The organism is Streptomyces yokosukanensis (assembly GCF_001514035.1).
GTDB classification, from domain to species: domain Bacteria; phylum Actinomycetota; class Actinomycetes; order Streptomycetales; family Streptomycetaceae; genus Streptomyces; species Streptomyces yokosukanensis.
Genome location: NZ_KQ948229.1, coordinates 19,149 through 37,442, shown reverse-complemented (window position 1 = coordinate 37,442; position 18,294 = coordinate 19,149). Strand labels below are relative to the sequence as shown.

At 68.8% G+C, this 18,294-nt stretch carries 13 protein-coding genes and 6 pseudogenes; 7 read left to right on the top strand and 12 right to left on the bottom strand.

Annotated elements, in window-relative coordinates; genetic code table 11:
- Window positions 1-93 precede the first annotated feature (93 nt).
- From AQI95_RS38745 to AQI95_RS38735, 3 genes and pseudogenes are all read right to left on the bottom strand, one after another.
- Entirely contained in the window at window positions 94-969 is an 876-nt protein-coding gene (locus AQI95_RS38745; protein WP_067135297.1) for a CPBP family intramembrane glutamic endopeptidase, read from the bottom strand.
- A gap of 161 nt (window positions 970-1,130) precedes the next feature.
- Complete coding sequence (locus AQI95_RS47600) at window positions 1,131-1,790, bottom strand: hypothetical protein (protein WP_159056662.1); 660 nt, start codon at window positions 1,788-1,790, stop codon at window positions 1,131-1,133.
- A 132-nt stretch (window positions 1,791-1,922) separates the two neighbouring features.
- A pseudogene (locus tag AQI95_RS38735) lies at window positions 1,923-2,192 on the bottom strand (transposase); the annotation flags it as partial.
- Window positions 2,193-2,674: 482 nt separating this feature from the next.
- Here AQI95_RS38735 and AQI95_RS38730 point away from each other — a divergent pair.
- Window positions 2,675-3,973, top strand: a complete 1,299-nt coding sequence (locus AQI95_RS38730; RefSeq protein ID WP_159056661.1) for an alpha/beta fold hydrolase — start codon at window positions 2,675-2,677, stop codon at window positions 3,971-3,973.
- Window positions 3,974-4,550: 577 nt separating this feature from the next.
- Here AQI95_RS38730 and AQI95_RS38725 read toward each other — a convergent pair.
- Both AQI95_RS38725 and AQI95_RS38720 read right to left on the bottom strand, forming a co-directional pair.
- Window positions 4,551-5,117, bottom strand: coding sequence for a dihydrofolate reductase family protein (locus tag AQI95_RS38725; protein WP_067135291.1), 567 nt, complete (start codon window positions 5,115-5,117; stop codon window positions 4,551-4,553).
- An 834-nt stretch (window positions 5,118-5,951) separates the two neighbouring features.
- On the bottom strand, window positions 5,952-6,791 hold the full coding sequence (locus AQI95_RS38720) for a patatin-like phospholipase family protein (RefSeq protein WP_067135289.1): 840 nt from the start codon (window positions 6,789-6,791) through the stop codon (window positions 5,952-5,954).
- A 138-nt stretch (window positions 6,792-6,929) separates the two neighbouring features.
- Here AQI95_RS38720 and AQI95_RS38715 point away from each other — a divergent pair, with 138 nt between their 5' ends.
- Window positions 6,930-7,586 carry a TetR/AcrR family transcriptional regulator gene (locus tag AQI95_RS38715; RefSeq protein WP_067135287.1) on the top strand — a complete coding sequence of 219 codons (657 nt, stop codon included), beginning with the start codon at window positions 6,930-6,932 and terminating at the stop codon, window positions 7,584-7,586.
- Window positions 7,587-7,660: 74 nt separating this feature from the next.
- Here AQI95_RS38715 and AQI95_RS38710 read toward each other — a convergent pair whose 3' ends face one another.
- Window positions 7,661-8,383, bottom strand: a complete 723-nt coding sequence (locus AQI95_RS38710) for a LuxR C-terminal-related transcriptional regulator (RefSeq protein WP_079071811.1) — start codon at window positions 8,381-8,383, stop codon at window positions 7,661-7,663.
- Entirely contained in the window at window positions 8,371-9,615 is a 1,245-nt protein-coding gene (locus AQI95_RS38705) for a sensor histidine kinase (RefSeq protein WP_208614372.1), read from the bottom strand. The genes AQI95_RS38710 and AQI95_RS38705 overlap by 13 nt, the downstream gene beginning before the upstream one ends.
- A gap of 112 nt (window positions 9,616-9,727) precedes the next feature.
- Between AQI95_RS38705 and AQI95_RS38700 the strand changes: the two genes are divergently transcribed.
- The gene (locus AQI95_RS38700; protein ID WP_079071810.1) at window positions 9,728-10,666 is read left to right on the top strand and encodes a CPBP family intramembrane glutamic endopeptidase; all 939 of its coding nucleotides are present in this window, start codon (window positions 9,728-9,730) and stop codon (window positions 10,664-10,666) included.
- A 114-nt stretch (window positions 10,667-10,780) separates the two neighbouring features.
- Here AQI95_RS38700 and AQI95_RS38695 read toward each other — a convergent pair whose 3' ends face one another.
- Window positions 10,781-11,458, bottom strand: a complete 678-nt coding sequence (locus AQI95_RS38695) for a TetR/AcrR family transcriptional regulator (RefSeq protein WP_067135488.1) — start codon at window positions 11,456-11,458, stop codon at window positions 10,781-10,783.
- A gap of 65 nt (window positions 11,459-11,523) precedes the next feature.
- Here AQI95_RS38695 and AQI95_RS38690 point away from each other — a divergent pair, with 65 nt between their 5' ends.
- From AQI95_RS38690 to AQI95_RS38680, 3 genes and pseudogenes are all read left to right on the top strand, one after another.
- Entirely contained in the window at window positions 11,524-12,951 is a 1,428-nt protein-coding gene (locus tag AQI95_RS38690; RefSeq protein WP_067135284.1) for an FAD-dependent monooxygenase, read from the top strand.
- A 298-nt stretch (window positions 12,952-13,249) separates the two neighbouring features.
- Window positions 13,250-13,456 (top strand): annotated as a pseudogene (locus AQI95_RS50445) (IS5/IS1182 family transposase); the annotation flags it as partial.
- A 251-nt stretch (window positions 13,457-13,707) separates the two neighbouring features.
- A pseudogene (locus AQI95_RS38680) lies at window positions 13,708-14,031 on the top strand (LLM class flavin-dependent oxidoreductase); the annotation flags it as partial.
- Here AQI95_RS38680 and AQI95_RS45605 read toward each other — a convergent pair.
- The 4 genes and pseudogenes from AQI95_RS45605 to AQI95_RS45600 form a co-directional block, all read right to left on the bottom strand.
- Window positions 13,973-14,964: pseudogene (locus AQI95_RS45605) on the bottom strand (IS5 family transposase). The pseudogenes AQI95_RS38680 and AQI95_RS45605 sit on opposite strands and share 59 nt — an antisense overlap.
- Before the next feature lie 44 nt (window positions 14,965-15,008).
- Window positions 15,009-15,539, bottom strand: a complete 531-nt coding sequence (gene pyrE, locus AQI95_RS38670; protein ID WP_067135278.1) for an orotate phosphoribosyltransferase — start codon at window positions 15,537-15,539, stop codon at window positions 15,009-15,011.
- Window positions 15,540-15,709: 170 nt separating this feature from the next.
- Window positions 15,710-16,456: a nucleotidyltransferase family protein gene (locus AQI95_RS38665; RefSeq protein ID WP_067135276.1), complete on the bottom strand. Its 747-nt coding sequence runs from the start codon at window positions 16,454-16,456 to the stop codon at window positions 15,710-15,712.
- Window positions 16,456-16,678: pseudogene (locus AQI95_RS45600) on the bottom strand (IS256 family transposase); the annotation flags it as partial. The gene AQI95_RS38665 and the pseudogene AQI95_RS45600, both read right to left, overlap by 1 nt.
- A gap of 356 nt (window positions 16,679-17,034) precedes the next feature.
- On the opposite strand from AQI95_RS45600, the pseudogene AQI95_RS46820 reads away from it, so the two are divergent.
- Window positions 17,035-17,846, top strand: a pseudogene (locus AQI95_RS46820) (IS5 family transposase).
- Window positions 17,847-18,294 lie beyond the last annotated feature (448 nt).

Genomic DNA, 18,294 nt, shown 5'->3' with positions numbered 1-18,294 from the left:
CAGCACAAGACGTCGCCCCCGCAGCGTAACCACCCCCTGTCCACGATCACGGGGGGAAGCCCGACTTCAGCGTCCGCGATTTCCCGTGTGGAGTCACCGCCGACGGCGGTCTCGGATATCCAGGGCGAGCATGACGACGACTCCGATACCGGTCAGCGTGATGGCCGCGTAATGCCAGCCCGCGGGGCCGTATTTCCCGCCCGTGCTGAGCGAAATAAGTGGGATGGCCGCAAAATTATAGGCACTGTGGATGCCGATGGCTCCCCAGATGCCGTGCCGGTACAGCACATAGAGGCCCGCGAAAGCACCGAACACCAGGCCATGCAGGACCGCCAGGGTGGTATTCGCGTCCACCAGCAGATGCAGACAGCCGAACAGCAGGGCCTGAACGGTCACCGCCTCATAAGGCCCCCAGCGTTGGGCCAGCAGCGGCAACATCCAGCCCCGGAAAATCACTTCCTCAACACCCGCCTGGAACGCGGTCACCACCATCCACAAGGGAGCGAAGGCGAGAAGTGTCGACGGCGGGACGCTCCCGCTCACCACGGTCCACCCAGCGGCGACCGCGACGACCATCGCGCCGGCGGTCCAGGCCAGCCCCAGCCCATAACCCCGGCGGAACTCACTGCTGCGTCCCGGCCCGCGCAGGCCGAGATCGACGAAGCATCGACGCTCGTGATGCACCACCCGGAAGGCCACCAGTGCCAGCAGCCCGCCGAACACGACAACGTCGCTCAGCGCCGACGCCACAGCGCCACGCAAGCTCCACAGCGGATACTCCAGGCCGTGCGTGATCGGCCGGGCCATGGTCCACGCCAGCCAGCCGAGCAACGCGTCGGCACCGAACAGAAGGAGGTAGAAGCGCAGGAACCGCCCCTGTCCGGGCGGCACCGACGCGCTGCGGTCGCGCTGTGCCCGGGAGCGGCGCGCGTGAGCGCCCCGAGGGGCGGCGACAGCAGGCTGGTCCATGATGGTTCTCCCGTCGCGGGCGAGGTGCCCGGCCCGATCGATGTCCGGTCGGACCGCGCACCTTCCCCCTGTCGTCACGCTGAACGAGGACTCTGATCAGGCGCATCAGCAGGTGGTTATGCCCCGAGTACGGGGGCTGACCCCGCGTGCCGACAAGCCGCTCAGCGAGCCCAGTCGGCGGGGATCATCGACCCGTTGTCGCCGTCCAGGTCGAACACGGGGCTTTCATTGGGGTTCGGTTCCGGGTCCGAGGGCCAGTTCACATCGTCGTCCGGAGCCATCTCCTCGTACGGCTGCTCGACGGGAACGTCGTCCGCGTAGCCGTTGTCCGAGCCCGGGAATGACACGGTCTCGTCGTCGGGGTACGCAGACTCGTCGTCCGAGTTGTTCATGTAGGCGTCGGCTTGGTGGGCCACGCTCTCGACCGTCTTCTGGGGGAGGCTGTGCGTCGGGGTAGCCAGCGGAGGCTCCCCGTCGAGGCCGAGGAGTGACTTGCCCGCCGACCAGAGACCGTCCACGATCCTCTGAGCCCCCTTTCCACTGCCCTTGAGCTGGTGACCGTCGACGGAGTTCCCGGCCACCGGGCTGCTGGCCGGCGCAGTCTCAGCCGCATGTGCGGTCGTGGCAACGAGTCCAAGACCCGTGACGCCGAGGGCGGCGGTAGCGACGCCCATACCCATGCGTCGTTGTATCTGAGAATTTGACGGCTTGCGATGTCTTGCCATGTCGTTCGTTCCTTTCTCAATGCCGACGCTCGCAATATTCCTCGCCGCGCCGGCGAACAGTGCATGCTCAGCTAAAAGGGCTCTGACGTCTTCCACAACCCAATCCGCCTACCGCCACGGTGGAAGCCAGGGCTTTGCCGGCCATGCCTGCGGAGGCCGTCGCAAATTCCTACGGAGCCAAGTGCTACAAGGGCTTAAGACCGTGTCCTACGTGGTGAGTTTGAGGAGCCGCTGGCCCAACCGTTCGCTGGACTCGATCCCTTTGCGGGCGATCCGGACTCCGATGCGCTTGCCGCGTAACTATTTCCGCAGGGCCGGGCGGTCGTATGCCTTATCCGCGTGGAGGCGCTGGGGCTTGAAGTACCGGCCGCGGTGAGGGTCGTGTTTCGTTTGGTGACCCTCGACCATCGGCTCCAGCCCTTCGCTGTCGTGGGTGTTGCCGAATGAGACGCCGACGACCAGGGGCAGTCCGTTCGCGTCCGACAGGATGTGCATCTCTCCCACAGCCCGTCCGGCACGAACCAGCTCCACGCTCCCCGCCCCATACCGGGTCAACGTCCGCCTCACCACGTAGGACAGGGTCATAGTCGATGCCTGTGCTTCAAGCGAAAGAAGCGTGCCGTGTCATCACACGCCTGGGCCGGTTGACCGAGGGTCACCGCCAGCTTTCGGCGTGGCCTGACACCCACGATCCCCACCACGACGCGGCACGGCGTCCGCCACCTGGCACAGATGTCCCACCAGCCCTCACAGAATCGCCTGGAACAGATACATCGGGTAAATATGGATGAATGATGATGCATTCCCGGACAACTCTCTCCGGTCTGTGTGCTGTCTTCGCGCTGCTCCTCGCCGCAGGGTGCGCCCCCAGCCCGACGGCTTCCTCGGTCCAGCGGCCCTCAGCGCAGCAGTCCGAGCGCAGCGGCCTCGTCTGGAAGGGCTGTGCGTTGCCGGGGCAGCCGACACGACGGTGCACGACGGTGAGTGTGCCGGTGAACCCGGCGGATCCGGAGGGACGCAAGATCGGGATCGTCGTGTCGCGGCTGCCCGCTGCCGACAGGAGCAAGAGGATCGGGGCTCTTGTCTGGAACCCCGGCGGGCCGGGGATCGCGGGGTCGTACGTCCCGGCGGCGCAGTTGCCGCCGGAACTGGCCCAGCGGTTCGATCTGATCGGTTTCGACCCTCGGGGCTCGGGACGGAGCGGGGCCGTACCCGGGTGCGGGGAGGACAACGCCGTATCGGAAGCCCTGGAGGGCGGCCAGGGCGCGGCCGCGGGCACCGCAGCGCGTAGGTACGCGGAGGCCTGCACGAAGAAGCTCGGCGCCCTGGCTGGGTACTTGGGTACGCGCGCCATGACGGAGGACCTGGACGCGATCCGTGCGGCGCTCGGTGAGGAGCGGCTGAGCTTGCTGATGGGCTCCTACGGCACACTGCTCGGCCAGCAGTACCTGGTTGCGCATCCTCAGCACGTCCGGGCCGTGGTGCTCGACGGAACGATGGACCCGGCGCTTTCGGGTGTACGGGCGGCCCTGGACGCCTCGGGGACCGCCGAAGACAAGGCGTACACGGGCGGCAACGCCGAGGAGGTGGCGCGCCAGCAGCTTCAGTCCGTGTTGTCCGGATTCACCCTGTGGTGCAAGAACAACGCTTCCCACTGCTCTGTGTACAAGGACCCGGTGGGCCGCGCGCTCGCCGCCGCCGGTGGTGATGACAAGGGCCGAAAGAAGGTCCTTTCTGCGGCGGCCGCGGCCGGGTATGTTCCGGAGCGCTGGCCGGAACTGGCCGACGCCCTCGATGCCGCGGGGCACGGCGACCGCACGGCCTTGGGCAAGCTCGCCGACAAGGGGTTCCCCGAGCAGCTGAAGTCCGAAGCAGGCTCGACCCTTGATCTGGGCTACAACCTGGGTGTCTATTGCACGGATTTCGCGTGGCCGGGCACCCCGGCCGCCATCGCCGACGCCTTCCACAAGGCCGACAAGGACTCGTCCTTCACCGCGGCCGAGTATCTGCCCTGCGCCTTCTGGCCGGGCAGGGGCGCACCACTCGGCGCGATCAAGGTTCCGCCGGCCACGCCGCGCCCGCTGGTCATCAACGGCACGGATGATCCTCGTACGGGAATCTCAGGTGCCCGGACGGTGTCGCAGCGCCTCGGCGCGCAGCTGGTGGTCTTCAAGGGGCGCACCCATGTCGCGACCCAGGGCGGAGTGGAGTGCGCGCAGCGGGCGGCGGCACGCTACTTGGTGACAGGAAGCACTCAGCGCATCCCCGGGTGCCCGTAGATGTACTGCTGGCCACCTGGAGGCACAGCCGCCGGCAACTGCGACGACGCCGATGACTGCGGGCCAGGCCACGGGCTGTGGGCACGGCCGCGGGCGGCCGAGCTTGCGAAGTCGTGTTCCCGAGGGAGAGGTCGGTCAGCGGGGGCCTCGCGTTGCTCACCTATCCCCTAACCCTCCAGGCCCGGGCAGGCACCAGACGGTCCTCACCGGCCCCGAGACCCCGGGCAGGCCGCTGCAGGACACCCTAAGGACCTGGCACAGCCGCTTGACGCCGAAGTCGGCGCGGTTGTCGGCGATGAAGTCCCAGCGGCAGGTCTTCACAAAGATCCAGATGCCACAACTGAGCCGCAAAAAGTGGGTGGTGGGGCCTCCCGATGAGGGAGCCTATGAGCCACTCCGAATGGTCAAGGGCGCCTACGGCGGCGCTCCCCGCTGGGCTCCGCCCATCCTGGACAACTCCGTCCCGGCCCGAAAATCGGCAGCTACCAGCCGGCCCCCAACGAGTGGCACCCGGCCTTTGTACGTGATCTTGTACGGACCTCTGCGCATGTCCTTGTACGCCGACAGGTGCTGCCGTTCAGCGCCTCGTCTCGTACCTGGTCAGGACCACGCCGCCGGGAAACGTCCGCGTCTCCACCATGTTCAGGTTCACCCAGCTGTCCAGCGCGGTGAAGAACGGCGTGCCGCCGCCCACCAGGACCGGATAGGCGGCGATCACGTACTCGTCGATCAGCCCGGCGCGCATGGCCGCCCCGGCGAGCGTTGCGCCGCCGATGTTCATTGGGCCGCCGTCCTCGGCCTTGAGCCGGGCAATCTCGGCGATCGCGTCGCCGGTGACCAGGCGGGTGTTCCAGGCGACCTTGTCGATCGTCGAGGAGAACACCACCTTCGGCGTGTCCCGCCAAGTCCGCGCGAACTCGATCTCCGCCGGGGTGGCGTTGGGCTGCTGGTCGCCGGTCGGCCAGTAGGCGCTCATCGTCTCCCACAGCTTGCGCCCATACAGCGACAGGCCACTCGCCCGCTCGTGGTCGAGCCACCACTGGAACAACTCGTCGCTCGGCGGTCCGCTCCAGCCGATGTCGTCGCCGGCCGCGGCGATGTAGCCGTCCAGGGTCAGGTTCATGCCGTAGATCAGTTTCCGCATGGCCCAGCCTTCCGTCCGTGGGTGTCCGGCGTATGGACCAGCGCGGCGCGGGAATCTCATCGGTGCGCGATCCGGGCTCGCCGGTAGCCCTCGTGCTCGGGGCCCAGCGTGGTGTACTCGGCCGACTCGGACAAGCCGCCTGATCTCGACCCCGCCCTCGCCGTCGCGAGGAAATGCCACGGATTTGAGACTGATCATGGGTGACAAGGCCGTGAGACAGCCAAGAACGCCCAGGTCACGCAAGATCGACATGTCACGAGCAGCGATACCCTACAACCAGTGTGGGATCTCGGATTCCGTGGCCAAATCTCACGCCCGGTGGCCACCGGGCAGCCAATCGGCCACAAACATGAAACGCGCTGGTCAGCCTGTTCACTCCTTCGAATGCGTCAGTGATGCAGACCTCCCCTGGGCAGTCTCCGTCGTGTCCGCAAAGTGGTTGGCGCGTTGGTCTGTTCATGGTGCGTCGTCATGAGCTGACTGATCAGGCGTGGGCGTGATCGAGCCGTTGCCGGCTCCGCCGCGGATGGGTGCCCTTCGAAGAACGCCCGGACATGTGACTCAACGGCCTCCGCGGCCAACACCCTCACGTCACTCACCACGCGATCATCCCACCGCGATCGACCGCCCCTGACGGCTCACTCAGCGTCATGGGGCTGCCGACGTCAGCTACGAATACGCGACACCTCAACATGCGAGCCCACCAGTCTCGCCCCCCTGCACCGTGAAGTGACCTGATCCGTGCACAGGGGCGGCGTCCGTGAGCTACCGTGGCGCCGCCTCGGTGCCAGGCTCGTTGTCGGTGGCAGCTGATAGATGGCAGATCGGCCGCAGTCACCCCTGCCAGACGTCGGCCACCGAAGGGGCCAACGCACTGGCCTGGGCGTGACCCGCGCGGGCGGCAGCCGACCGGCGGGTGTCGTCCGCCATGTTGCGGCCCATCATGCGGCGCGCAGCACGGTCCGGGGACAGCAGGACGACACGCGCTCCGTCGTCGGACAGTTCCGCGGCCTGCTGCGAGGCGCTGCGATGCGGCCCGACCGCCCGGGGCACCGGCACAACCGCCAGCACCCGGCGGTACCCGCGTGCGAGCTGGAGGTTGGCGGTCGAACGACTGCCACCATCCATCCAGCGCCGGCCCGCCACGGTGACCGGCGGCCATACGACGGGCACGGCGCAGCTCGCCGCGACCGCTTCGAGGAGGGTGGCTCCAGAGTGCGAGTGGAACACCTCGGTCTGTCCGCTCTGCGTGTCAACCGCGGCGATCCGCAGCTCCCGCTCAGGCCAGTCGCGTATCTCGCCAAGAAGCGCGCCGACCGTGTCGAAGACATCCGACTCCGGGCCGGTCCGGGCGCGGAGTGCTGCCCGGGCGAGGCGTTCGATGGACCGCTGGGGATCGCGGGAGCCGAGCGCCGCCCAGAGGAAGCGCGCCGTCTGGCGCGCTGTCACCGGCAGACGGACCGCGTCGGCTCCGGAGAGCTGACGCCCGTAGAGGTCTGCGGCCGAGACGCCGGACCGAAGCCGGGATCCGAAGACGGCACCGGCGGAGGTGCCGATCACGACGTCGGCGCTGCCGAGGTCGATCCCGGCCTCGGTGAGCCCGGCGAGCACCCCGGTCAACCAGGCTCCACCCACCGGTCCGCCGCCGCCGAGCACGAGTGCACTGCCAGGCATGCTTCCCCCTCCCCGTGAACGACCGCGGACGTCCCGCCCGCGGGAAGTAAAGCAGGGAACAGTCCCCGTTTACTCGGGCGACGATAGCATCGGTACCGGGGAGCGCTCCCCGGTACGGGGCGAGCAGAGGGAGACGTGATGGGCGACCGTTCACCGGCAGGGCGCCGTGATGCGCTGCGCAACCGGAAGCTGCTGACGGACAAAGCCCGCGAAGTCTTCGCCGAACAGGGCTTGGACGCCCCGCTCGATGCGATCGCCCGGCGGGCGGGCGTGGGCAATGCCACCCTCTACCGCCACTTCCCGACCCGTGCCGCGCTCGTCGACGAGGTCTTCCGGGATGCGCTGTCGGAGACCGCAGCAGCCGGCGAACGGGCACGGACCGCCGAGGACGCATGGACGGGACTGACGCAGTACCTACGAACAGTGTTCTCGAGCCTGGCCGCAGACCGCGGCACCAACGACCTCATGACCACGAATCTGGAAGGCGTCACTTCCCTGAAGGCGATCCACGCCCACAACCGCGAAACCATCGACGAGCTGCTCCGGCGCGGTCAGGAGCAAGCCACCATCCGCCCGGACCTCACCACCGAGGACCTGCTCCTCACCCTGGCAGCACTCGGCAGGGCCGTACCCGCGCTCACCACGGTCGCCCCGGATGCCTGGCTCCGCCCGCTCGCCCTGCTCCTCGACGGCCTTCGCACCAACCCGACCGCGCCCCCTCTGCCCGCGTCGGCCCTCACTTCCGACCAGCTCGGCAAGGTGCTGCTCGATCTCGGCCCCCACAGGCGGCGTTGAGAGGCTCCTGACTCACGCGGCTGCCCTGCTAGACCAACCCTTCACCAGGAACTTCTCCGTCTCGGGCCTCGCGATCAGGTCGGAAAGGGCTCCGCCGAGGACGCGCCGCGTGATCCGCGCCGAGAACACTCCCTGGGATGGAAGGCAGAGGCGGCTCTCTGAGGAGCGCCGAGGTAGGTGAGAACTGCGAGGACGCGCCGGTGGCCGCTGTCCTCAGGTGGGAGGTCGAGCTTCACGAAAATGTTCCCGACGTGCTTGTGCACGGCCCGCTCGGTGACAACGAGGCGATCGGCGATCTCAGAATTCCCGTATCCCTGGGCCATCATCGCGAGTACTTCGCGTTCGCGCTCCGTGAGCCGCGCCAGGGGGTTGCCGCGCGTCGCGAGCAGCTGCCGGATCACGTCAGGGTCCAGCGCCGTGCCGCCGGCCGCCACCCGGTGCAGCGCCTCGAGGAAGTCGTCGACGCGGGCGACCCGGTCCTTGAGCAGGTAGCCGACGCCGGTGCCATCCGCGATCAGCTCTCGGGCGTAGGTGTCCTCGACGTACTGCGAGAGCACGAGGATCGGGAGGCCGGGGACACGTTCCCTGGCACGCAGCGCCGCCCTGATGCCCTCGTCGGTGAAGGACGGGGGGAGGCGGACGTCCACCACGGCCACGTCCGGCCGGTGGGCAACTGCCGCCATCACGAAGGACTCGGCGTCCTCCGTCGTGGCGACCACCTCGTTCCCCAGGGCCTCCAGCATCGCGGAAAGTCCCTGCGCGAGCAGCGCGTTGTCCTCTGCGATCAGGATGCGCACGGGCACTCCACGGTGATCGCTGTGGGTCCGCCGAGCGGGCTCTGCACCCACAGCGCGCCGTCAACTGCTTCGACGCGCTGCCGCATGCCGCGCAACCCGGTGCCGCGGCCCTCGACCGCCCCGCCCCGGCCGTCGTCGGTGACCTCCGCGCGGACCGTGCCGCCGGCCCTGGCCAGGCTGACCGACACGGAAGCGGCCTGGCCATGCTTGGCCGCGTTGGTGAGCGCCTCGGTGATGGCGAAGTAGACGGCGACCTCGACCTGCGCCGGTACGTCGCCGAGTTCGCCGAGTTGCACGGTGGCGGGTATCGGGCAGCGGGCGACGAGCGCCGAGACCGCGCCGGCGAGGCCCCGGTCGGCCAGGATCGGCGGGTAGACGGAGCGCAGTACGTCGCGCAGCTCGGCCATCGCCTCCTCGGCGCCCTCCCGCGCCCGGGCCAGCAGCGGGCCCACCGCCGCAGGGTCGGAGCCGAGCGTCCGCTCGGCGAGCCCGAGCTGCATGGCGAGGGACACCAGCCGCGCCTGGGTACCGTCGTGCAGGTCCCGTTCGATGCGGCGCAGCTCGCTGCCGTGCGCGTTGATCACCCCGGTACGCGTCCGGTCCAGCGTCAAAACGCGCTCGGCGAGGATCGCGGCGGCCGACGGGGCGAGCAGCCACCGGCTCACAGACGCCGCCAGCCTGGCCACCAGGGGCGGGCCGAACAGCGCGAGCAACACGCTCAGCACGAACTGAGGCACTCCGGCGTAGACCGCGGAACCCCAGCCGTCGATCGGGACGTTCAGCATCAGCCTGAGCGGCTCGTCCACGGGGAACAGCCACCACAGGCCAACGAGCACGAGCACGGCCGCCGGGAACAGGAACAGCGCCGCACCGATGAGCCCGAGCACGCTGCCGGCGACCATCATCACGGGCGCCCAGCGCAGGTCGCGGCCGGTCGCCGGGTCCGACAACACCGCCATCAGGCGCCTTCGCGCGTGCGGTCCGGCCGGTGCCGTGGATGTCCCCGCCCACCGTCCCAACCGGTCGCGCTCGCCGTCCGCCAGCCGGCGCAGCAGCCGGAGCTCGAGCGGCAGGACGAGCAGCCCCACGCCGACCAGGCAGAGCACAGCCGAGTACATCAGCACGGGCACCAGCACGACCAGGGTCAACCCGCGGACGAACACGACCGCGCAGTACCCGGCGGCACGGACCGAACGCGACGCGCTCATCCGCGCCATCGATAACTCATTCACGACGGGCAGTCTTCCCCTCCTCGGCCTCCCGGCGCAGTGGAGCGCGCTACACCATTGGTCGGCGAGCGTGCACGATCGCCCCGGTCACCCCGCGGTTCGTAGCGTCACAGCCATGAAACGAACGACCACCCCACGCAGCTCGCGCCCCGGTCTCGTCCCCTTCATGGCGATCAGCTTTGTCGGAGCATGGATCACCATGATCCCACTCTGGCTCGACGGCCTCCGTCGGACGAGCGCCACGCAGGGGACGCCGCGGCTCGCGGCGCTGTGCATGATCCTCATGATGCTGGTGCCGGCGCTGACCGCCTTCGGTCTCACCGCGCGTCGCCGCGGGCCACGCGAGGCTCTACGGGTCCTCGGACTGGCCAGGGCCACACCGTGGCGGCACGAAATCCACTCCGTCGCGATCGCGCTCACGATCCCGCTGGGCCTCACCGCCGTCGGCCTGGCCGTTGCCACGCTCGCCGGGTGGTACACCCCCGCGCACCTGCCCGGGCTCGCCACGATCACGCCGCTCGGGCTGAGCGCGCTGGTGTCCGTTCCGCTGTACTTCGGCGAGGAACTCGGCTGGCAGGGCTACCTGCTGCCCCGGTTGCTGAGCCGCGGCAGGACCCGCGGCCTACTGATCGGCGGCGCGATCTGGGGGGCGTGGCATGCCCCGATGACCGCACTGGGCGGAAGCTACCCCGGCCATCCGGTGCTGCTGGGCATACCCGTCGCCGTGGTGACCGCCATGCTGCTCGGAACGGTGATCGCCACCGTCCGGCTGTCCACCGGGTCGGTGTGGGCGGCCGTCGCGGCGCACCTGTCGCTCAACGAGTTCGCGCTGCCGCTGACCCGCGACATCTCGGGCCACCTCGTCGACCCGCTGCTCGCCGGGCCGCTGAGCATCTCGACCTGGCCGGCGAGCGCCCTCGCCGTGCTGGGCATCTGGCTGACCCACCGGCGGCGCGCCGGGCACCGTGCGCCCGGCGCCGGCGCAGCGATCAAGTTCGGTGAGAAGACGGCTTCCGGGGTCCGCTCGCCGTCGCCTGACCGGGGTCAGGACTGACCGCATCGGGGTGCGGCTGCGGTCGGCGTCGGGGAGGACGGCTTCAGGATGCTCGACACGTTCAGCCGTACCTCGCCATAGGGCCGCGCTTGCAGTCGTTCGAACTGGTGCGGGTCAGGAATAGGCTTGCCCGCTGGAATCCCGGAGGGATCCCAGTCCGTCGCGCAGCAGGTCGAACGCGTGGTTGGCGGCTCGGGCCGCTTCCGGGTACCGGTCGGCGGCAGACGTCCCGCCGGCCAGGGCCTGGTGGTTCTGGTCGGCGAGTTCACGCATCACCGTGATCACCTGTGCTGCCGCCAGGCGCGCGGTGAGCGGATCGAAGGCCGCTTCTCGCAGTGCGGCGGCCAGGGCGTCGATCCCGCGTGACGTGTAGTGCGTCAGCCTGGCGGCCAGGCTCTCGGTGCCGCTGACCAGCTGGTAGAACGCCAGGCTCTCGGCGCTGTCGTTCAGGCCGGTGTTCGAGTCGCGCCGCTGCAGGGAGTCCAGCAGTGCTTCCCGCAGCGCGTCCAGTGGTGGCTGCCCCGATCGGCGTGCCCGGACAGCCCGGGCGGCTTCGTCCTCGTGGTCGGCGAACAGCTGCAGAACGAGGTCTTCCTTCGTGGGGAAGTACGTGAACAGGGTTCGCCGGGAGATCTCCGCCTCTTCGGCGATCTGCGTGATCGAGACCTTCTCGAACCCCGACTCCAGGAACAGGCGCAGTGCCGTGGCGGCGATGGCCTCGCGGGTGCGCGCCTTCTTCCGCTCCCGCAGCCCCGCCCCGCCGGCCGTCTGTATCGCTTGCCTGTCCCTCATGTCGTCCATCTTACTCTACGCTGCACCCAGTGCATTTTTGCATCTAGTGCATTCAGGAGGATGCGATGCAGACAGAGGTGATCGTGGCCGGAGCCGGCCCGACCGGGCTGATGCTGGCCCATGAACTCGCACTGGCCGGGATACCGGCCGTGGTGCTGGAGAAGGAGCGCACGCCCAACCCGCAGTCCCGGGCCGGACAACTCCAGCCGCGCACCGCGGAGGTGCTCGACCTTCGCGGGCTGCTGGATCCGCTGATCGAGGACATGCCATCCGGCAACCAGTCCGGCGGCCATTTCGCGGGGCTGCCCGTCGAGCTGGACTGCCGACCGTGGCGGACCCGCCACCCGTACCCGGTCGCGGTCTCGCAGGCCCGGCTCGAGGCATTCCTCGAACAGCGCCTGGCCGGCCTGGGCGTGCCCGTACTCCGCGGACACGAGGTGACAGTGGTCGAGCAGGATCGCGACGGCGTCAGCGTCGGGGACGTCCGCGGCAGTTACCTCGTCGCGTGCGACGGCGGGCACAGCACCGTCCGCAGGCTGCTGGGCGTTCCCTTCCCCGGCCGGGCAGGCAGGACGACCTCCGTGGCCGCCGACATCACCCTGGCCTCCCGATCCGAGGACGTTCCCGCCGCGGCCGGGCATGTGAGCCGGTACACCAGGTCCGCCGGCGGGTACTTCACCGTCCTTGCTCCCCTCGGCACAGACCTGTACCGGCTGATCTTCGGGAAGCTCACCGGAGACGGCCCGGACCGGAAAGTTCCGGTCGCCGCCGAAGAGATCCGCGAAGCGCTGCAGGCCGTGTACGGGCCCGAGACGGAACTGGGCGAGCTTCGCGCGGCATCACGCTTCAGCGACGCCGTACGCCAGGTGGACCGCTACCGTGAAGGGCGGGTCCTCTTCGCCGGAGACGCGGCCCACATCCACATGCCCATCGGTGGCCAGGGCGTGAACCTGGGCATCCAGGACGCCGTCAACCTGGGCTGGAAACTCGCCGCCACCGTACGCGGTTGGGCACCAGCGGGGCTGCTGGACAGCTACCACACCGAACGCCACCCCGTCGCCGCGCAAGTCCTGCAGCACACCCGGGCCCAGGCCGTACTGCTGAACACCGGGCGGGACGAAGAGGTCGCCGCAGTCCGCGACATGGTCACCGACCTCCTCCGACTGCCCGAGGTCAACCGCCACGTCGCGGGCATGATGGCGGGCCTCGACGTCCAGTACCCCGGGCTTGGCCCCCGCATGATCGACCTGGACCTGCTCACCCAGGCCGGCCGGACACGGGTGAGCGCGCTGATGCACTCCGGCCGCGGCCTGCTGCTGTCCCTCGACGGGAACAACCGAACGACCGGAGGACGGGGCGACCGGGTCGACCACGTCACAGCCGAGTCCGACGACGACATGGACGCCGTGCTCATCCGGCCCGACGGGCACATCGCCTGGACCGGCACCGACAGCACCCCGCTCGAAACCGCCCTCGCCCGGTGGTTCGGCTGAACGTGGCGCCGTCGCCCGCCATCAGCTGTCCCCACACCTGGTAGGGCGTGGCGTGGCCGACGACAGCTGTCCAGTAGTGGTCGCCGCTGAGGGCGACCGGCAGCAACAGCAGAAGCACCATGCCGGTGACGATGGTCGTCGCGCTGTGCCGGATGACCGCGCCCAGGCCCATCCCGACCAGCCCGGACACCGGCGCAAACAGCGCCGCCCCGGCCATGGCGCGCAGCGCGGCTGTACTCGCCGGTGACGGTCAGCGTGCCGATGACGCTGATCGCCGAGGACCACGCTCATCCCGGTGAAGTCGCTGAAGGTGCACCTCGCCCGCAAGGGCACCGACTCCGGCGAACGACTCGGCCGACGCCGCTTGGACATCGAGCGGACAATCTCCTGGCTGAGCGGGTACCGCAGACCCGACCACCGCTACGGGCATCACCCGGACGACCACCTGGCCTTTCTCGGCTTGACGGCCGCCCGCTGCAGTCACGAACGCCTCCGCCGCCTCACCATGTGGGGCACGTTCCCAGGGCGTGTCCGGTGGGTCGCGTGGGTGCAGAGCCCTGTCACGTGGCCGTCGATCGGTATCTGCGTGTGTTGGAAAGGATGTTGCCGGGGCTCGACCGACCGCGATACCGCCGTCGCACTCTAAAGATCACGCTCTCTGGAGACGTAGCCGCAGAACGGGAGCGAGCTCGCGCACGGCGCGCGCTGCCACGGAGGGACGGCAGCTGGTCCGGTATGCCCTCCGGAGGTTTTCCCATGAAGATCGGTCTTGGTCTTCCCATCGATGATCCCGCGCTGCTGCTGCCCTGGGCGCAGCGTGCCGATGTCGGCCCCTTCAGTACGCTCGGCCTGCTCGACAGGCTTGTCTTCGACAATCCTGAGCCCCTCATTGCCCTCGCGGCGCTCGTCGGCACCACCTCGCGCATCCGCCTGCAGACTGAGGTTCTGATCGCGCCCGTCCACAACACAGCCGTGCTCGCCAAGCAGACCGCGACCCTCGACCGCATGTCCGGCGGCCGGTTCACGCTCGGCATAGGCATCGGCGGTCGCGAGGACGACTGCCTGGCTGCGGGAACCGACAGCGGCGCCAGATGACCAGGGCTGCGACAGTGACGGTGCCGAGGAAGATATATGCGCGTTTCTCATAGCGCGTCGCGACGGCTCTGTGTGCCTTGAGTTTGTTGATGGCGCGTTCGACCGTTTTGCGTTTTTTGTAGCGTTCTTTGTCGAAGCCCGGTGGCCTGCCACCGTCTGAACCCCGGCGCAAGCGGGCGGCCTTGTGGTCCTTCTTCTCCAGGATGACATGGCGGATGCCACGTCTTCGCAGATAGGCGCGAATGGTGCGGTTGCTGTACGCCTTGTCCGCGCTCAGGCTGTCCGGACGCCGGCGCGGGCGGCCGAGCCCGGCCCGTGGCACACGGATCTTGTCCATGACCGGCTCGAACTGGGTGGAGTCCGCCCGCTGCCCGGGGGTGACAGTGAGAGACAGCGGGCGGCAGCGACCATCGGCGCTCAGGTGGACTTTGGTGGTGAACCCGCCGCGGGAGCGCCCCAGGCCCTCGCCTGCCGCACCACCGCCACCACACGGCCGAGCAACCTCAACCAGGGCCTCTTGCTCAGGTGTTCCACCGCGGCGACCCCCTTTGAACCACTCGGCGCCGACGGCGGGGTTCTACGGGCCCCGGCGGCGTGCTGGTGGGCCCGCATCACGGTGGAGTCCACCGAGATGTCCCAGTCGATCGCGCCGTCCGCGTCGGCCGCGCTCTGGACCTGCTGGAACAGGCGCTCCCAGGTGCCGTCGGCCGACCAGAGCCGATGGCGTTCATACATGGTCTTCCACGGGCCGAACCGTTCCGGCTGGTCCCGCCACGGCACCCCGGTCCGCACCCGGTGCAGTATCCCGTTGACCACCTGACGGTGGTCCCGCCACCGCCCGCACCGGTTGTTACTCACCGGCAGCAGCGGCTCCAGCTGCGCCCACTGCCCGCCCGAGAGATCTCCCCGCCCCGTCATGCTCCGGACAACGCTGCAGGCTGGCGGCCGGACACGGCCTGGCGTCAGGACGCGGCAGCAGCCCGCAGGTCTTCGGCCGTCAGCAATGACAACAGGCTGATGCCCTCCGCCTTGAGGGCATCGGCACCACCTTGCTCCCGGTCGATCACGCACAGCGCCTCATCCACCTGCGCGCCCAGGTTCCGCAGGTCCGCGGCCGACAGCACGATCTGCCCACCGCTGGTGACGACGTCTTCGATGACCAGCACCTTCCGGCCCGCAACCTCCGCACCCTCGGCCAACCGGCACGTGCCATACGGCTTGGCCTGCTTGCGCACGAACGCGCAAGGAAGGCCCGTGTGTCGGCCGAGCGCGGTCACTACCGGGATGCCTCCCATCTCCAGGCCGGCCAGCACCTGCGTGCCTGACGGCACCAAAGGGGTCATCCGCCGGGCGATCTCATCCAGCAGAACGGGATCCGCCTCGAACCGGTACTTGTCGAAGTACTCCGCGGCAGTACGTCCCGACCGGAGCCTGAACTGGCCGGTCAGATGAGAGGCGGCATGGATACGGAGAGCAAGATCAGAATGAGTCACAGGCAATCACTCTCCCATCCACCTCACCTGACCAGCACACCAGCTCCCTCCACGACTCCAATACAAAATCGGCCGGACACGACCTAGAGGGCGCCTGAAGAGCCAGTCGAGCAATAGTCAATACTCGTGGTTTGGTCCACGATGTTCGTGACCACGGAGGCAGTGTGGGATCATCCGGGGTTCATGTAGGCGTGGATTTTCCGTACGCGGCTGGTGAGGCCGCGTCGCTGGTTGACGGCGAGTTGCAGGTCCAACGGCGCGACTGGCACGTCGTGTCCGCGCCACCGGACGTGTTCCAGTCGGGCGGCGGCGGCAGGTCCCTGCTCGTGCGGCTCGGGCTCGTCGACGTCGGCGTGCACCCCGGCGACCCATTCGAACAAGCAGCCGGAGAATGCTCTGCCACCGCTGTCGGCAAGCCAACCGGTCATTGCGGTGACCGGCTCGACCAGCAGGTCCTCAAAGAGGGTTCCGGCGAGTTGGGCGCTGTCGACACAGAAGTCGAGGTCGCCGGGCCCGACATCGATCCCGCGCAGAGCCAAGGCGCCGGAGCCGTATAGAAACCAGCGTAGTTGGCTGCCTTCCGCGCGCTCCAGAAAGTCCTCCAGTGCCTGGCACCACGGCACGGGGCGCCGTCGAGCACTTTGCAACAGCATCTCCTGTAGATGGCGGGCGAAGTTGGCATGCGTGCGCAGTACATCACCGGTTGCAGACAAGCGGCGGACGAACCGGTCTGCGGCGGCGGGAGCGAACCCCATGTGCAGCAGCTGTTGCTGGTAGAGCTGATCGCCGGTGTGCACCTCGTAGATCGCCTGCCTGCGGCGGATCTCCACCGATGTTGCCAACCTCGCGGCTGGGTGAAGAACCTGACAGACAGTCGGCTCGGGGGCCACGTCTCGGGCGGAGTCGTCCCGCTCCATCACGCCGCCTCCTTGCCGTGTCGCTTGATTGGTTTGCCGTTGACGAATACCGCTCCGGTGCGGACGAGGGCGACGAGGCGGGGCGCGTTCACGGGCTCGCCATCGCTGCTGGGCGGACTCGACGAGTTTGAAGACCATGGCCAGGGCAGCGGTGCGGGAGCCGGCGCCGCGGGTGACCTTGGTCCGCAGCCGGACGGTGGAGAAGGTCGACTCGATGGGATCCCCGGCATCGTCGCGGACCGGTCGATGGTGCTGTGTGCGCCTATCCAGGCAATCCCTTCAGGCATGCTCGTCACGCTACAGAGCGTGGGAGAGAGCTGCTCAGGATGGACTGAACAGCAGGAAGGGGCGTTAGAGGGGTTCGTCGGGGTCGGAGGCTTGCATGGGGGCTCCTTCCCTCACGACGGCGTGGGCGGGGTCTCCGGCGAGTTAATGACGTCGCCAATGACCCGATTTAGTAAGGTAGTTCGGCCGCCGCGCCATGTCGCCTTGATAGGGTTCTGCTGGGTCGCGTCCTAGGCAGTGTCTTCAAATGATCTTGAGTAGCGGATCACGGTCCGGTTAGACGTCGCCATGAATTGTCCGATGCCGAGTGGGAGTTCGTCCGGCCGTTGCTGCCCGTGTTGGTGCGGGGGCGCAGGCGGCTGGACGACCGCAGAGTCCTCAACGGGATCGTGTGGAAGTTCCGTACCGGGACGGCCTGGCGGGATGTGCCTGAGCGGTACGGACCGTGGGCCACGCTGCACACCCGTTTCCGCCGCTGGGCGGCGGACGGCGCGTTCGAGCGGATGCTCCGCGCCGCCCAGTCTCAGGTGGACGCCGCCGGCGATGTCGACTGGCCGGTGTCGGTCGACGTCGCCGTCGTCCGTGCCCACCAGCGTGCCGCCGGCGCCCGAAAAGGGGGCTCCACAGTCCAGCTCTCGGACGCTCCCGAGGCGGCCTGACCAACAAAATTCACCTGGCCTGCGACGGTGTCCGCCGCCCGTTCGCCTTCACCGTCACGGGCGGCAACACCAACGACTGCACCCGGTTCACCGCCGTGACGGAAGCGATCAGGGTGCCCCGCACCGGCCAGGGACGGCCCCGAGTGCGACCCTCGCGCGTCCTGGGCGACAAGGGCTACAGCTCCAGGGCATACGCGCCTGGCTGCGTCGGCGCTGCATCAGCCACACCATTCCCGAGCGAGCAGATCAGGTCCGCAACCGGCTGAACCGCGACAGCCGTGACGGACGACCCCCGGCCTCGACCGCGATACCTACAAGCGGCGCAACGTGGTGGAACGGTGCTCACCAAGCGGAAGCAGTGGCGCGGCATCGCCACCCGGTACGACAAGACCACCGAGTCCCACCAAGCAGCCGTCACCCTCGCAACCCTGCTGATGCGGGCGTGACGTCTGACGACAGAAACTAGGCCTGCCATGGGGTGGGTTGCCAGCAGGTGGGCAAGTACCGATCCAGGTGGCCAGGAGGTGTCGGAGCAGGTCCGGGGCTCGGTAGAGGATCGGGCGCCGCCGACACTCCGGCGAGTGACGCCGAGAGTTCTGCCGGTCCGCGGCCGCGCTTGAAGCCCGGCTTCAGCCTGCCGCAGCCGCACCGACGCCGACCCCGGCGCACTGGCCTGGATCGTGGAGTAGGCCAGTCGGCCGTGCGAGAGCCTTCCGAGGGCGCCGAAGCGTCCGGGACACGGCCCCGCGCGCGGGAGGACAGGGCCTCGATGCGGGTGTCACCAGAGCGCCAGCGACTGGCTTGTGCGTCGATCTGTCGCCAACTGGTCATCAATGTCAGCGGTCGATGGGGAGCACTCGGTCCAGGCCGCTCTCGCCCATGATCTGCCGGACC

Excerpts from the sequence above, each read along its gene's own strand:
- AQI95_RS38690 (WP_067135284.1), top strand. The coding sequence starts at position 11,524 with ATGCAGACAGAGGTGATCGTGGCCGGAGCCGGCCCGACCGGGCTGATG.
- AQI95_RS38695 (WP_067135488.1), bottom strand. The coding sequence starts at position 11,458 with ATGAGGGACAGGCAAGCGATACAGACGGCCGGCGGGGCGGGGCTGCGG.
- AQI95_RS38725 (WP_067135291.1), bottom strand. The coding sequence starts at position 5,117 with ATGCGGAAACTGATCTACGGCATGAACCTGACCCTGGACGGCTACATC.
- AQI95_RS38720 (WP_067135289.1), bottom strand. The coding sequence starts at position 6,791 with ATGCCTGGCAGTGCACTCGTGCTCGGCGGCGGCGGACCGGTGGGTGGA.
- AQI95_RS38745 (WP_067135297.1), bottom strand. The coding sequence starts at position 969 with ATGGACCAGCCTGCTGTCGCCGCCCCTCGGGGCGCTCACGCGCGCCGC.
- AQI95_RS38715 (WP_067135287.1), top strand. The coding sequence starts at position 6,930 with ATGGGCGACCGTTCACCGGCAGGGCGCCGTGATGCGCTGCGCAACCGG.
- AQI95_RS38665 (WP_067135276.1), bottom strand. The coding sequence starts at position 16,456 with ATGGAGCGGGACGACTCCGCCCGAGACGTGGCCCCCGAGCCGACTGTC.
- AQI95_RS38700 (WP_079071810.1), top strand. The coding sequence starts at position 9,728 with ATGAAACGAACGACCACCCCACGCAGCTCGCGCCCCGGTCTCGTCCCC.